At 61.8% G+C, this 15347-nt stretch carries 14 protein-coding genes; 4 read left to right on the forward strand and 10 right to left on the reverse strand.

Going from position 1 to position 15347, the window contains the following annotated elements:
• Window positions 1-2 precede the first annotated feature (2 nt).
• From HX793_RS14515 to HX793_RS14555, 9 genes are all read right to left on the reverse strand, one after another.
• Entirely contained in the window at window positions 3-830 is an 828-nt protein-coding gene (locus HX793_RS14515; protein ID WP_177095639.1) for an ABC transporter permease, read from the reverse strand.
• Between the two features lie 3 nt (window positions 831-833).
• Window positions 834-1793, reverse strand: a complete 960-nt coding sequence (locus HX793_RS14520; RefSeq protein WP_177052828.1) for an ABC transporter permease — start codon at window positions 1791-1793, stop codon at window positions 834-836.
• An 11-nt stretch (window positions 1794-1804) separates the two neighbouring features.
• Window positions 1805-3391, reverse strand: coding sequence for an ABC transporter substrate-binding protein (locus HX793_RS14525; RefSeq protein ID WP_177095637.1), 1587 nt, complete (start codon window positions 3389-3391; stop codon window positions 1805-1807).
• 19 nt (window positions 3392-3410) lie between these two features.
• Window positions 3411-5018: a 5-guanidino-2-oxopentanoate decarboxylase gene (locus HX793_RS14530; RefSeq protein WP_177095635.1), complete on the reverse strand. Its 1608-nt coding sequence runs from the start codon at window positions 5016-5018 to the stop codon at window positions 3411-3413.
• Entirely contained in the window at window positions 5008-7116 is a 2109-nt protein-coding gene (locus HX793_RS14535) for an acetate--CoA ligase family protein (RefSeq protein WP_177095634.1), read from the reverse strand. The genes HX793_RS14530 and HX793_RS14535 overlap by 11 nt, the downstream gene beginning before the upstream one ends.
• Window positions 7117-7132: 16 nt before the next feature.
• On the reverse strand, window positions 7133-8293 hold the full coding sequence (locus tag HX793_RS14540) for an acyl-CoA dehydrogenase family protein (protein ID WP_177052832.1): 1161 nt from the start codon (window positions 8291-8293) through the stop codon (window positions 7133-7135).
• A 27-nt stretch (window positions 8294-8320) separates the two neighbouring features.
• On the reverse strand, window positions 8321-9112 hold the full coding sequence (locus HX793_RS14545; RefSeq protein WP_177060317.1) for an enoyl-CoA hydratase/isomerase family protein: 792 nt from the start codon (window positions 9110-9112) through the stop codon (window positions 8321-8323).
• A gap of 151 nt (window positions 9113-9263) precedes the next feature.
• The gene (locus tag HX793_RS14550; RefSeq protein ID WP_177095632.1) at window positions 9264-9902 is read right to left on the reverse strand and encodes a TetR family transcriptional regulator C-terminal domain-containing protein; all 639 of its coding nucleotides are present in this window, start codon (window positions 9900-9902) and stop codon (window positions 9264-9266) included.
• A 41-nt stretch (window positions 9903-9943) separates the two neighbouring features.
• A complete protein-coding gene (locus tag HX793_RS14555) occupies window positions 9944-10702 on the reverse strand; it encodes a class II aldolase/adducin family protein (protein WP_177095630.1) in 759 nt (252 codons plus the stop codon).
• Between the two features lie 131 nt (window positions 10703-10833).
• On the opposite strand from HX793_RS14555, the gene HX793_RS14560 reads away from it, so the two are divergent.
• From HX793_RS14560 to HX793_RS14575, 4 genes are all read left to right on the forward strand, one after another.
• Complete coding sequence (locus tag HX793_RS14560) at window positions 10834-12789, forward strand: oxidoreductase (protein WP_177052835.1); 1956 nt, start codon at window positions 10834-10836, stop codon at window positions 12787-12789.
• Window positions 12777-13355 carry a helix-turn-helix domain-containing protein gene (locus HX793_RS14565; protein ID WP_095015523.1) on the forward strand — a complete coding sequence of 193 codons (579 nt, stop codon included), beginning with the start codon at window positions 12777-12779 and terminating at the stop codon, window positions 13353-13355. The genes HX793_RS14560 and HX793_RS14565 overlap by 13 nt, the downstream gene beginning before the upstream one ends.
• A 121-nt stretch (window positions 13356-13476) precedes the next feature.
• The gene (locus tag HX793_RS14570) at window positions 13477-13677 is read left to right on the forward strand and encodes a hypothetical protein (RefSeq protein ID WP_177095628.1); all 201 of its coding nucleotides are present in this window, start codon (window positions 13477-13479) and stop codon (window positions 13675-13677) included.
• Complete coding sequence (locus HX793_RS14575; protein ID WP_177060325.1) at window positions 13665-14492, forward strand: hypothetical protein; 828 nt, start codon at window positions 13665-13667, stop codon at window positions 14490-14492. Before HX793_RS14570 ends, HX793_RS14575 begins: the two co-directional genes overlap by 13 nt.
• A 10-nt stretch (window positions 14493-14502) precedes the next feature.
• Here the strand turns inward: HX793_RS14575 and HX793_RS14580 are convergent, their stop codons facing one another.
• Window positions 14503-15270 carry an outer membrane protein gene (locus HX793_RS14580; protein WP_095015520.1) on the reverse strand — a complete coding sequence of 256 codons (768 nt, stop codon included), beginning with the start codon at window positions 15268-15270 and terminating at the stop codon, window positions 14503-14505.
• Window positions 15271-15347 lie beyond the last annotated feature (77 nt).

Consider the following 15347-nt stretch of genomic DNA (forward strand, 5'->3'; position numbering starts at 1 on the left):
CCTCAACACTCCTTCAGGCCGCTGGATTTGTGCAGCATCCAGTCGACGACAAAATTCACGCTGACGGTGATCAACGCCACCGCCAGGGCCGGCAGCAACGGGCTGATGTCGCCAAAGGTGATCAGTACGGCGTTGTCGCGCACCATGCTGCCCCAGTCGGCAGTGGGCGGTTGAATGCCCAGGCCGAGGAACGACAACGCGCTGATGAACAGGAACACAAAGCAGAAGCGCAGGCCGAATTCGGCAATCAGCGGCGCGGCGGCGTTGGGCAACACTTCGCGGGTGACCAGCCACCACAGGCCTTCGCCGCGCAGGCGGGCAGCTTCGACAAAATCCTGCACCACCACGGTCATTGCCACGGCACGGGACAAGCGAAACACCCGCGTCGAATCCAGCAAGGCAATCACCAGCACCAGCGACGTGGCGTTGGTGCCCACGACGCTCAGAATCAGCAACGCGAAGATCAACTGCGGGATCGCCATCAGCACATCCACCACCCGCGACAAGCCCTGGTCGATCCAACCGCCCTTGATCGCCGCCACCAAGCCGCTCAAGCCCCCCAGCAAAAACGCCAGCATCGTCGTCAGGAAGGCAATGCCCAGCGTGTTGCGCGCGCCGTAGACCAAACGGCTGAACATATCGCGCCCGAGGTTATCGGTGCCCAGCAGGAACTGGCCGCTCCAGGGCGCAAAGCCCTCGCCCACCACCTGGGTTTCGCCATAGGGCGCCAGCAACGGCGCAAACACAGCCACCGCGATGTACAACACAATGATCAGCAGGCCGAACTTGGCGCTCAACGGCGCACGGGCCACTTGGCTCAACAGGTTCATGGACTACCCCTTGGGATGCATCAGGCGTGGGTTGCTGGCGATGGACAACACGTCCGCCCCGGTATTGAGCAGGATATAAGTGGCGGCAAAGATCAGGCTGCATGCCTGCACCACCGGGATGTCGCGCTTGGACACCGAGTCCACCAGCAATTGGCCGAGGCCCGGATAGACAAACACCACTTCGACCACCACCACCCCCACCACCAGGTACGCCAGGTTCAGCGCGATCACGTTGACGATCGGCGCCAGCGCGTTAGGCAGCGCATGCCGCCAGATAATCCGCGACTGACAGATGCCCTTCAGGCGAGCCATTTCGATATACGGGCTGGCGAGCAGGTTGATCAGGGACGCGCGGGTCATGCGCATCATCTGCGCGATCACCACCAGGCTCAGGGTCGCCACCGGCAGTACCGAGCGTTCCAGGATCGTGCCAAAGGTGGCATCCGGCGCCAGGTTGGACAGACTGGGAAACCAGCCCAACTCCACCGAGAACACCAGGATCAGCAGGTAGGCGACGAAGAACTCCGGAAACGACACCGCGCTCAACGCCGAGGTATTGAGCAGGCGATCGAACCAGCTGTTGCGGTACAGCGCCGCCAGCATGCCCAGCACCAGCGCCGTGGGCACCGAGACCAACGCCGCCAACGCAGCCAGGCTCAAGGTGTTACCCAATCGCGCGCCGATCAGCTCGGCGATGGGCCGTTGATTGGCCAGCGACGCACCCAGGTCACCGTGCAGCAGGCGCAGCAGCCATTGGGCAAAGCGCGTGAACGGCGGCAGGTCTAGGCCCAACTGCGCCCGAAACGCCGCCACGGTTTCCGGCGTGGCGGACTGCCCGAGCATGGCCTGGGCAATATCCCCCGGCAGCATGCCCACGGCGAGAAAGATGATCACCGACACGGCGAACAACGACAGCACGCCCAGGGCCAGGCGTTGCAGGACCAGCTTCAACAGGCTATTCATGATGCCACTCCTCAGGCCTGCCACCACCGCTCGATCAACCGCAGCCCATCCAACTCACCATAGGGCGCGGTCAGCGGCCCGTGGTTGACCTTGTTCGACCGCGCCGCCACGGAGCTGGCAAACAGCGGCACAATCGCGCCGCCGTCATCCCGGCACAGGGCCTGCATTTCGTTGTACATCTCCTGGCGCAACGGCGCGTTCATCTCGCCACGGGCGGCATTGAGCAGTTGGTTGAAACGCGGGTTGTCCCAATGGGTTTCATTCCACGCCGCGCCTTTGGCGTAGCCGATGCTGAACATGCGGTCGGCGGTCAGGCTGCTGTACCAGAACGAGGTGGTGAACGGCTGCTTCATCCAGACGTTGGAGAAGAACCCGTCAGCCGGTTCACGCACCACATCGATGTCGATACCCGCTTGGCGCGCCTGTTCCTTGAACAAGACCGAGGCGTCCACCGCACCGGTGTAAGCCGCATCGGAAGCCTGCAGACGCACCTTGAGCGACTCCACACCGGCCTTGCGCAGGTAGAAGCGCGACTTGTCCGGGTCGTAGGTGCGCTGCTCCAGTGCCCCATTGATAAAGCGACTGCCGGGCTGGATCGGGTGGTCGTTGCCCACCAGGCCGTAGCCATGCAGCACGGAGGCCAACAACGTCTCGCGGTTGATCGCATGTTTCATGGCCATGCGGATGTCGTTGTTCTTGAATTCATTGCTGTCGCACAGCATCGGGAAGGTGTAGTGCTGCGCGCCCTTGGTTTCTTCGATCACCAGGCCGGGGTTGCGCTTGAGCAGCGCCACGGTTTTCAGGTCGACCTTGTTGATCACATCCACCTGCCCGGTGACCAGCGCATTGACCCGCGCGGCGCCGTCGGCGATGGCAAGCAACTCGGCGCTGGCGAAGTGCGCGCGACCGGGTTTCCAGTAGTCGGGGTTGCGCTCAAGGTCCATCCGCACGCCCGGCTCAAAGCTTTTCAGACGGTAGCCGCTGGTGCCCACACCGGCTTGCCAGTCAGCCACGCCGTCCTTGGCGGGCAGGATCACCAGGTGGTAATCGGCGACAACGTAGGCGAAGTCGGCATTGCCTGAATGCAGTTCGAACACCACCGCATCGCTGCCCTTGGCACTCACGCTGGCGACATCGCCTAGCACGGTCTTGGCGGCCGAAGTGGACTTGGCGTCCAGATGATGGTTGATCGAGACCACCACGTCTTCGGCGGTCAGGCTCTTGCCATTGTGGAAGGTCACGCCGGGGCGCAAATAAAAGGTCCACACCCGCGCATCGGGCGTGGATTCGAAACGCTCGGCCAGTTCGGGAATCGCGCTGCCGTCCACCGCGATTTCCGTGAGGGTGTTGTACACCGCCGAGAAGCCGACAAAGGTGAAGGTATCGACCCAGGAACCCGGATCGCGAGAATCGGTGGTGCTGCCACCGGCCAGGCCCAGGCGCAGCACGCCGCCCGGTTTGGGCGTGGCGTCTGCGGCAAACGCCTGCAACGGCAAGCCCATGGAAAACGCCGCGGCCACCGCGCCAGCCACGGCGCTGTGTTTGAGGAAGTCGCGGCGGTGCATCGCTTGAGTCATTTTGTTGTTGTTTTCGCTCATGGTCTTGTCTCTCTAAAGGTCAACAGGCACAGGCATGTTTCAACTCGATCAAGGTCACGCCATTGCGTTTGAACGCGTTGCGCAGGTCCGTCTGCAATTCATCCAGGGTGCGGGGCTGGTTCACGGTGCAACCGAACGCCTGGGCGAACAGCGCGAAATCCGGGTTGCGCGGCAGCACGCCGATGGGCTCGATATCGAGGCTCAACATGTCGTCGCGGATCTGGCCAAGGGCGTCGTTGTTCCAGAGCAGCACCACCAACGGGCTGTCCAGCTCTTCGACGGCGGTGGCCAGTTCCTGGGCGGTGTAGAGGAAACCACCGTCGCCCACCAGCACCAAACCCGGCCGCTGTGGCGCGCCGAACTTGGCGCCGATACCTGCGGGCAGGCCGTAGCCCAAGGTGCCGTAGCCGGTAGGATGCAACCAGCTGCGCGGCGCACGGCTGCGGTAGGCGTAATTGCCGGTGTAGGCCAGTTGGGTCATGTCGCTGCTGATGAACGCATCGGCCGGCAATTCGGCTTCGATACGGTCGAGAATGGCTTGGTGAATGGACTGCAAGGCGCCGTGCCCCAACTCGACTGCCTGCAACAATGCCCTCACTGTCGAGACGGCGGCTTCAGCATCGCGCGTTGTGGTCGGCAGGCGCTCCAGCAAGGCGAGCACGGTCTGCTGTGCATCGCCTTTCAGTGCCACGGCACAGGGGTAGAAATCATTGAATTTGCGTGCATCGATATCCACCCGCAACAGCTCACCGTTGAGGGGCAAACGCTCACGCCAATAGTCGGTGTCGGCCATTTCCGTGCCGATTGCCAGCACCACATCCGCCTCGCTGATCAGTTGCCAGCCGGGTTCGACGCACAGGGTGGAACCGGCATTCAGCGGGTCATTGATGGGCAGTAACCCCTTGCCGGCCACGCTGGTGAAGAACGGCGCCGCCAACTGGGTGCTCAAGCGCTGCAAAGCCCCGCCCGCCGCCAAGGCACCGCCACCGGCAATGATCATGGGTCGCTTGGCTGTCGCGAGCTTGGCCGCAGCTTGATCCAAGGCTTCAGCGGACGGCAAGCCACGACCAGGGCGGCGTACGACCTCATTGCTCCAGTCGCGCAGGATCGGCGCGGCCAACACGTCCAGTGGCACCGAGATATGCACCGGACGGGGTCGCTCGCTTTCGAACACCGCGTAGGCGCGGGCGACCAATTCAGGCAAATCCTCAGTGCTCAGTGCCACCGCCGAAAACGCGGTGATCGGCGCCGTGATCGCGCGCTGGTCCTGGGTCTCATGCAGAATGCCCCAACCTTTGCCGAGGCTGGCGGTACTGTTGACGCTCGAAATCACCAGCATCGGAATCGAATCAGCGTACGCCTGGCCAATCGCGGTGGCGGCGTTGGTCACGCCGGGACCGGTGATCACAAAACACACCCCCGGCTTGCCACTGACCCGCGCGTAGCCGTCAGCCATAAAGCCGGCACCTTGCTCATGCCGTGTCAGCACATGGCGAATGCCACTGCCGGGCAGGCCGCGATACAGCTCCAGGGTGTGCACGCCGGGGATGCCAAAGACCGTGTCGACGCCATAATTGGCCAGCAACCGCACCAGGGCCTGGCCGCCGGTCAGGGTTTTATCGTGCATGTTCATCTCCTAGACGGATCAATGCATCGACCGCCGTGGCGCCCTGGGCATTGACCAACAATGGGTTCACATCCAGCTCCAGCAACTGCCCGGCGTTGGCGCAGGCGTAGTCCGCCACGGCACGGATCGCGGCGACCAATGCATCCATATCTGCCACTTCCCGCCCGCGAAAACCCTGCAATAACGCGGCACTGCGCAGGCTGAGCAAGGCGTTGCGGATCGCACTGTCGGTGGTCGGCAACAACAGGCTGCGACTGTCCTTGAGCAGTTCCACCAGGATCCCGCCAGCGCCGATGACCAGAGCCAGGCCAAAGTCGTTTTCGCGCTTGATGCCCACGATCAGCTCCGCCAAGGGCGGCGTGGCCATGGACTCCAGCAGCAATTGGTTAAAGACGACATTGGGCGCATAAGCGGCGATTTGCTCGCGCATCTGCTCCAGTGCGGCGGTCAGGGCCATGCCGTTCTGCAGGTTCAGCACCACGGCACCGGCCTCGGTCTTGTGCGGCAACTGCGCGCTGACCGCCTTGAGCACCAACGGATAGCCCAGCAACTCTGCATCGTTGAGCGCCCTTCCCGGCGTACTCAGCACGCCGGCCGGTGTGGTCAGGCCGAATGCACGCAGGGCTTGCTTGGAGGCCCACTCGTCCAGGGCCCCGCCGCTGTCATCCAGGGCCTTTGGGCACAAGGGTTCGAGGATCGACTCGCCTCGCTCCAGCAACACGCGACGGTTGTCCTGGTAATCGGCAATCCGCCCCCAAGCCGCCAATGCATCCTCTACGCCTTGCAGCGCAGCGATCCCCTGAGCATGCAGGCGCTCGCGGGCGTGGGCCGGCAACAGCTCGGGAAACGCCGAGGTGACAAATCCGGTCTTGCCATGGCGACCGAGCGCAGCGCAGAACAGCTCCAGCAACAGGTCGCACTCCTTGCGCTCGCCGGTGAATTCAGCCGGGTAATCCAGCACCAGCATGGCGGCATCGGCGTCGGTTCGCAGCGCGGTGTCGAGCATCGTGTTCAGGGCATCACGATCGCCCCAGATGGCGGTGGTGAAATCCAGCGGGTTGACCAGGTTGGCGTAGCTGGGCAGCACCTGCGCCAGTTCACTGCGTTGCTTTTCGTCCAGTTTCGGCAAGGCCAGATGATTGCGTTCGGCATAGTCGGCAATCAGCCCCGCATCGCCACCCGAACAGGCCAGTGCAATCAAGCGATTGCCCGCCGGAAGATTGCCGCAGGCGGCCGCCTTGAGGGTTTCGACAAAACTCACTGGCCCGCTGACGCGAATCACGCCCAGTCGCGCAAACAGGCTGTCGTACAGCGCGTCGGAACCGGACAACGAACTGGTGTGACTCAAGGCCAGCTCGGCACCGATCTGCGACACGCCGGTTTTCAGCGCGATGATCGGAATACCTTTCTCCAGCGCCTTGTGCGCCGCTTGGGCAAAACCCGGCACATTCTTCAAGCCTTCCAGGTGCAGGCCGATGGCGGTGACGCGTGGTTCGTCAAGCAACACATCCATCAATTCGGCAACGCCCAGTTGCGCCTGGTTACCGACCGAGGCCATGTAGGCCACCGGCAGCGAACGGTCGCTCATCGATAGGTTGTAGGCGAAGTTGCCACTCTGGGTGAGCACCGCCACGCCCTTCTCCACCGACTTGCCGCCGTGGGCCACCGGCCACAACGCCGAGCTGTGCAGGTAATCCAGCAGGCCGTAGCAGTTGGGGCCAAGCAAGGCCATGTCGCCCGCCGCCTTTAACAGTTGCTGCTGCATGGCGGCGCCGCTGGCACCGGTCTCGGCAAAACCGGAGGCGTAGCAAATCGCGCCACCCGTGCCGATAGCGGCCAGTTCAGCGACGCAGGTCAGCGTCAATTCACGGTTGGTGGCGATAAACACCGCATCCGGCCCACACGGTAAATCGGCCACGCGGCGCACACAGGGGATGCCATCGAGGCTGTCATATTGCGGGTTGACCAGCCACATCGGCCCGGAAAAACCACCGTCGGCACAGCGCTTGAGCGCGCGCGCCATGCTGCGTCCGCCAACGAATGCCAGGTGCCGGGGCGCCAGCAGGCGCTTGAGGTTGTCGCGAATAACCTGGGACATACGCTCTCCTCGCCGCTTAACGCAACAGTGGCCGCAACAGTTCACGGGCGATGATATGGCGCTGGATTTCCGACGTGCCTTCCCAGATCCGTTCGATCCGCGCATTGCGCCAGATTCGCTCGACCGGCCCTTCATCCATCAAGCCCATGCCGCCGAAAATCTGCACCGCCTCATCGGCCACCTTGCCCAGGGTTTCACTGGCAAACAGCTTGGCCATGCCGGCCTCGCCGTCGGTCATGTTGCCTTGGTCCATTTTCCAGGCGGTGTGCAGGGTCAGCAGTTCAGCCGCGCGAATCTGCGTGGCCATGTCGGCCAGCTTGAAACTCACGCCTTGGTAGGTGCCGATCGGCTGGCCGAACTGTTTGCGGTCCGCCGCCCATTGCAACGACACATCCAGCGCGCGCTGGGCCTGGCCGACGCAGTTGGCGGCCACCATCACACGGCCAGCGGTGAGCCAGGCGTTGGCCACTTCCCAGCCTTTGCCCACTTCGCCCAGTACCTTGGACGCCGGGACGCGGCAGTCGTCGAAGAACATTTCGTAGGTGTGATAACCGCGGTTGCTCACGCACTTGGGGCCACGGCGGATGGTCATGCCCGGCGTCCCCCGGTCCACCAGGAACGAAGTCACCGCGTTGCGCTGTCGACCGTTGTGTTCGTAGGTATCAGTGACCGCAAACACGATGGCGAAATCGGCGTGCCCGGCGTGACTGATGAAGTGCTTGCTGCCGTTGATCACGAAGTCATCGCCACTGCGCACGGCGCGGGTCTTGATGGCGTTGGCGTCGGAACCGGCGCCGGGTTCGGTCAAGGCAAAACAGTCGATTTTCTTGCCTTGCACACAGGGCAACAAATAGTCGCCAATCTGCGAGCCCGTGCACGCCATCAGGATCTTGGACGGCCGCGCGACAAACACATGCAACGCCCAGGAAACTTTGGACAGTTCACGCTCGATCAGCGCCTGGGACAGGTAGTCCAGGCCACCACCACCCACCTCTTCCGGCATGTTGAAGGCGTAGAAACCGGCAGCAATCGCCTTGTCGCGAATCTGCGCCGCCAGCTCCGGCGAGACCTCATCGGCACGGTCCACCGCCTCTTCATGGGGCAACAATTCCTTGGCAACAAAACTGCGTACCGCGTCCACCAACATGTCTTGTTCTTGGCTGAGTTGGAAATTCATGGCGCTACCTGTTTGGAGGTGTTGTTGTTATTTGCCGCAGAAAGTCGGGACGCGTTTGTCCATGGATGCGCGCAGGGCTTCGGCGCCGTCGGCACTGCGCCCGCACAACAGGCCGGCGGCCAGTTCGGCCTGCAACTGCTCGGGCAGGCTGCGGTCGGCGCCTTCACGGATCAGGGTCTTGGTCTGGGCGAACGCGAAGGTCGGGCCATGGGCCAGGCGCGTGGCGAGTTCGGTGGTGTGGGTGTGCAGTTGATCATCCGCAACCACTTCCCCGACAAGGCCGGTGGCCAGGGCGCGGTCGGCGCTCCACAGTTCGTCAAGGAACAGCAGGCGCTTGGCTTGCTCGCTGCCGATCAGGCGCGGCAAGTGCCAACTGGCGCCGGCGTCGGGCGAATAGGCCATGCTGGTGTAGCCGGCCTTGAAGCGTGCCGATTGGGCGGCGATGCGCAGGTCACAGCACAATGTCAGGTCCATGCCGGCGCCGACGGCCGTGCCATTGATCGCAGCAATCGTGGGTTTGTCGAGGCTGTGCAGGCGGGTCATCAAGGCGTGGGCGGTTTCGGTCCAGCCGTAGGTTTCGAGGGCGCCACGGGCTTCGGCGTCGGCCCACTCGGCCAGGTCGGCCCCGGCGCAGAAGCTGCGACCGTTGCCGGTCAATACCACCACACGCACAGCAGGGTCGGTGTTGAAGGCGTCGAGCACGGCGTGCAGGTGCTTGAGGGTGGGAATGTCCAAGGCGTTGCGCTGCGGGCCACGGTTAAGGGTGATCCAGGCAACGCCAGCTTGCACATGAGTGAGCACGGGCGAATCGGTAGTCATGGCTTCCTCGAATTATTTTAGTTGGCTTGAGGGGTGCGACATGAGGCGATACTAAACAAGTGTTCAGCAAGAAGGCAATCGGCAAACCGCAAATATTTTCAGAAGGGGAAATGGCCGACCTGAACCTTGCGTTCAGGCGGCTGCAGAAGACTCAGGGTTTGAGCTGATAACGCTGGCGGCCACCGGCCTGCAGGCCATCGACCCAGGCTTCGCAGATCTGGATACCCTGCTGCGGCGTGAAGGTGCCGGGGTTGAGCCCCGACTCCAGCCACAACCCGTCGAGCAGTGCGCTCAGGCCGATGGCGGCCAGATCGGCATCGAAGTGCTTCCAGACCTCCTCCTTGGCCATGTCGGTCAGCGCTGAGCGCATGATGGTGCGGTACTCGCCGTAGGAGTGTTCGTGGGCCAGGTTGATCGCCGGCGCCGTCTTGACCGCGCCCCAGAACACCAACCAGGCGTCCAGCAGGTGCGGGTCGAGCAATTCGGCGGAAAACGAGCCACGGAACAACGCCGACAGGCGCTCCCGAGGGTTCGGCGGCGCCTTGGCCATGGTTTCGCGCAACAGGCTCATGACCTGGTCGGTGATAGTGCGGTAGGCCTCGGCAACCAGCTCATCCTTGCCCGAATAATGGTGGCTGATCAGCCCCACCGACACCCCGGCCTCGGCGCTGATCTTGCGGATCGACGCACCCTGGAACCCGTCACGCTTGAGGCACGTGAGCGTGGCCTGGACCAGATTGGCCTTGCGCACTTCCGGGTCCATCCGGGAAAAACGGGATTCCTGGGTCATGCGGTTAATTCCTACGATTGGGTCGGCAGCACGACTCTACCTCAGTCGCGATAACCCGGCGACACCCGATCCAGCATCCGCAGCAACGCCACCCAAGCCAGTTGCATGGCGTCCAGGTCGACCAACTCACCCTCTTCCAGCGGGCGGCCAGGGTTGTTGAATTGCTGTTCGGTGTAGGCACAGACCTCGGCGGGCGGCAGCACCAGCTTGCCACACGCCTGGGCGGCGATCTGGATATCGCAGGCCTTCTCCAGGTAATACATGCGCAGGAACGCCTGGCTGACCGTCTCACCCACCGTCAGCAAACCATGGTTGCGCAGCATCAGCACCGGCTTGTCGCCCAGGTCACGCACCAGCCGCTGCTGCTCATCCATGTCCAGGGCCACGCCTTCGTAGTCGTGGTAGGCCACCTTGCCGTAGAACTCCATGGAAATCTGGTTCACCGGCAACAACCCGCACTCCAAGGCCGCCACTGCACAGCCCGCGCGGGTGTGGGTGTGCAGCACGCACTGAGCGTCTTCGCGGGCGCCATGAATCGCACTGTGAATCACGAAGCCCGCCGGGTTGACCGCATAAGCCGAGGGCTCCACGGCGTGACCGTCCAGGCCGATTTTCACCAGGCTCGATGCGGTGATTTCGTCGAACATCAGCCCGTAGGGGTTGATCAGGAAGTGGTGCTCGGGCCCAGGGATGCGCACCGAAATATGCGTGAAAATCAGGTCACTCATGCGGTAGTGCGCGATCAATCGGTAGCAGGCGGCGAGCTGTTCACGCAGCTGCTGTTCGGTGGAGTGAGTCATTTTTATTCTCCAGGCACGGGGTTGGTAAGGGCGACGCTAATCCAGTCGCCAGTAAAAAAACAAGTTGATTTTTTACTGGCGCTCGCCTCCTATAGAAAAATAACAATAACAGCGCCTGGAGTATCCGCACCATGTCGCACCCGACCTTTCCCCATCTGTTCGAACCGCTGGAGCTGCGTGGCAAACGCCTGAAAAACCGCATCATGTCCAGCGGGCACGATACGTCGATGCCTACCGATAATCGGGTCAATGCGCAGTTGATCGCCTATCACCGTGCTCGCGCCGAGGGCGGTGTGGGGCTGATCGTGTTACAGGTGGCCGGGGTGCATGACAGCGCGCGCTATACCTCCCATGTGCTGATGGCGACCGACGACAGCTGCGTTGATGGCTACCGCGAATTGGCAGAGACCTGCCATGCCCACGGTACCGTGGTGCTGTCGCAGATCTTCCATCCGGGCCGCGAAATCATGGAGTCGGCCGATGGCCTGCTGGCCGTGGCGTACTCGGCGTCAGGAGTGCCGAATGAACGCTTTCGCGTGATGCCACGGGCGCTGGACCAGGTGATGATCAACGAGATCGTCGCAGGCTATGCGGCGGCTGCCAGGCGCTTGCATGAGGCCGGGATCGATGGGGTGGAAGTGGTTGCCAGCCATGGGTATCTGCCGGCGCAGTTTCTCAATCCTCGAGTAAACCGGCGTACCGATGATTACAACGGTTCTTTGGAACATCGGTTGAAGTTCTTGAGGGAAATCATCGAAGCCGTAAGGGACGTCACCGACGAACAGTTCATTATCGGGCTGCGCATTTCTGCCGATGAACGCGACGCCGAAGGCCTCACTGAAAACGAGTCCCTTGAGGCCGTTCAACACCTGCAAACCCAGCTGGATTACGTGCATATCGTCGCGGGCACATCAGCGTCCCTGGGCGGCGCAGTCCATATCGTGCCGCCCATGGCGATTGCCGCCGCGTACCTCGCCAACGAAGCGGCGACGTTCAAGGCCAGCCTGTCGATTCCGCTATTCGTCACAGGGCGAATCAACCAGCCCCAGGAAGCCGAACTGATATTGGCGCGGGGCCAGGCCGATGTCTGCGGCATGACGCGTGCGTTGATCTGCGACCCGCTGATGCCGGCCAAGACCCTTGAGGGCCGTGCCGAAGACGTGCGGGCGTGCATCGCCTGCAATCAAGCCTGCATCGGTCATTTTCACAAGGGGCTGCCGATCTCCTGTATCCAGCATCCCGAGACCGGCCGCGAGTTGGTGTTTGGTGAGTTGCAACAGGCAGTGAAGCCCAAACGCATCATGGTGGTGGGCGGTGGCCCGGCGGGCATGAAAGCAGCGGCAGTCGCCGCGCAACGCGGGCATGACGTAACGCTGTATGAAGCCAGCGGGCAATTGGGCGGGCAAGTGTTGCTGGCCCAGTTGCTGCCACGGCGCAGCGAATTCGGCGGGGCCAGTACCAACCTGCAACGTGAAATGGAACTGGCAGGGGTACGGGTGGTGCGCCATACCTGGGTCGATCGTGCGCTGGTGGAACAGGAACAGCCCGATCACGTGATTATCGCCACCGGTGCCGAGCCTTATTGGCCTGCCTTCGAACAGGGTGGCGCACTGCAAGTGGTGGACGCGTGGCAGGTGCTGCGCGAGCAGGTTACGTTGGGCCGCTCGGTGGTGGTGGTCGATTGGCGTTGCGACTGGATTGGCCCCGGTATTGCTGAGCGCCTTATGCGCGCCGGCCATCAGGTGCAACTGGCGGTCAATGGCACCCACTGTGGGGAAAACCTGCCGCTGTATGTACGCGATCAATTGGCTGGCGAACTGCATCGGCTGGGCATCCCGATCATCCCTTACGCCCGCCTCTATGGTTGCGATGACACCACACTTTACTTGCAACACACCGCCAGCGGCGAGCCGATGCTGCTGGAAAATGTCGACACGCTGGTGTTGTGCCAGGGTCACCAGCCAGTAGACACTCTGGGCGCGGAGCTGCAAGGCCTGGTGCCCTTTGATCGTATCGGCGACTGCCTGGCCCCGCGCACCGCCGAAGAAGCGATCTACGAAGGACTCAAGGTAGCGTGGAACCTGTGACAGACAATCCCCAGCAACTGTTTCTCGGCACGCGCATTCGTGGGCTGCGCAAGGCGCGTGGCCTGACCCTCACGGCCCTGGCGCAGGCCAGCGAATTGACGGCCGGCTACCTCAGCCAGTTGGAGCGTAACCTGGCGTATCCATCGATTCCCGCATTGTTCAATATTGCCCGCAGCCTGGGCGTGACCATCCAGTGGTTCTTCGCCAGCGAAACCGTAGCCGCTGCCGAAGACGAAGGCTATGTCGTGCGCAAAGGCAACCGCCAGAGCATTCACTACGAGGACGGCATCGTCGACCAATTGCTGACGCCGTTGCCCAACCACCAACTGGAAATGCTCCAATCAAGCTTCCCGCCGGGCACGTATAGCCAGCAGAGCTACAGCCATGAAGGCGAAGAAGCGGGGTACGTACTGAGCGGCCAGTTCGAGTTGTGGGTGAGTGAGCGACACTTCCTGCTGCAGGCCGGTGACAGTTTCAGCTTCGCCAGCCGTGAGCCCCATCGATACGGCAATCCTGGCAAGGTAGAAACCGTGGTGATCTGGGTAATTACACCGCCGACATTTTAGGCAGCTCATACAAATGGAGACGTTTCCTACAGGAACTGGCGACAGTGGCAAGGCGGCCATCAATGGTGAGGGGCCCTTTCGCTTGCTATAAAAATGGCTACTTCTCTTCGAGGATGTCGCCATGTCGTTATTGCATTTGCTGTTTGGGAAGCCGACCCAGGATGAGTGGGAGCGAGCGAAAGAGGTCAAGTCCCGTAAAACATGGAAAGTCGTGTACGGAGGCATCGGCTTGGATACCGCCGAAGTGTTGGAGTCGCAGGGTTACAAGGACGCCATGGAGCAACTACGTAAAATGGAGGCTGATCATTCATGGGCTTGCTGATCATCGTCCCCTTGCTGGTCAGCGGATACATGGTCTGCATCAGGCACCCCTTTTTCTACGTACGCCTGCACCGCTTCCAAGGACAACTGCTCTATTTGCAGGTGGCCAGGATGGGAATGGCTTGCCTGATCGTTTCGACCCTCCTGACTGCAGCCGTTCTGGCAGTGTCAAAGCAGGCGGTCCCGATCATGGGTCATGTCATTGCAACAGACTACAGCAGCTACTTGGGCACGCTATTGGTGCAACTTGATATTGCCAGCGAAAAAAACGGCACGCTATGGGTTTTCCTGATGCAGGTTGGCCTGACGGCCCTGGTAATTCCTTTCTTCTGGTCAGCGTTCTATATGGGCGTGAAGAAGAAAATATTGCAACTGGAAACAGACGTCCAGCTCCACTCGCTGCTGGCGCTGGGTGTCCTTGAGGGCACGCCTTTCAGAGTCTTGCTGAGAGAGTCCATCGTGCAGTGCAGGCCGTGCATGTTCAGCTTGAACGATCGAAAGGTCTATGTCGGAATCGTACTGTTCGCAGGCACACCGACCGAGTCCGAAGGTGTCGATCATGCCTTCACGCTTATCCCCATACTCAGCGGTTACCGAGACAAGGACACACTGAAGGTCACGCTGGATACTCACTACTCAAATGCAGCCACCCCGCCCCCCATCACACTGATCCAGGAAAATGTCGTTTCCGCCACACAGTTCGACTTCACTCTCTGGAACGCGGTCCATACCCGCAAAACCCGCAAGCCGCGACAGGGCGAGTTCCATCAACACCGCCCCGCGCGTCCGATGCACGCTGAAAGCCTCTGCGCCTGAGGCTCCAACGTCAGTCAAACTTCCAGTTCAGTCCAACACGTAGCATCTGCCCATCGTTCTTGAACTTGGAATCATACCCAGTGCCTGCTCCACCGCTACCCGGAATGACCGCGACGTTCAGCTTGTCTTCACCCAGGTCGTAGTACAGGTATTCGGTCTTGAACGACAGGTTTTTGGTGATGGCCTGTTCGATACCCGCACCCACCGTATAGCCCATCTTGAAATGACTCTGGTCGCCGCTGAACTGGGTATTGCCGGTGGGGCCGAACATGTCGACGCTCTGGCTGGTTTCTCCATAGGCCAGACCAGCCGTGCCGTAGACCAGGGTGTGGTCGAACGCATAACCGAAGCGACCGCGCAGGGTCCCAAGGTACTTGATCTTCGATTCGAATTTATTGTTCAGCGCCAAGCGGGTGTTGAGTTGAGCGGTACCGATGTTTCGGCTGTCTTGCAGGTCGGTATGAGAGATGTCCGCTTCGATACCGGCCACCCACTGGCCGAACTGGTAGTTGTAGCCGAACTGTATGCCACCTAAGAGGCCGTTGCGGTCCAGGTCCACACGGCCAGGGCGTGCACCGCCATTGATGTTGGCGATGTTCGGTGCGGCCTGGCCTTTGGTATCGACATCGCCGTCGCCACCAAAGCCGTAGCCGGCACTCAAGCCGCCGTAGAAACCGGTCCAGTCCGTCGGGCCTTCGGACGAATAGGCATCCGCCGCCTGGGCGCAGGTTGAAGCAACAACAGTCAGTGCCGTAGCGGCAAGTAAACGCGTGATCATGTGCAGAGCTCCTAGGTTTTTTAGTGGTGTAACAGGCACAGCGTCGCCGCACGCCGAAGGCAATCGGCGCGAGGAAT

It is taken from the genome of Pseudomonas reactans, assembly GCF_013387025.1.
Taxonomy (GTDB): domain Bacteria; phylum Pseudomonadota; class Gammaproteobacteria; order Pseudomonadales; family Pseudomonadaceae; genus Aquipseudomonas; species Aquipseudomonas reactans.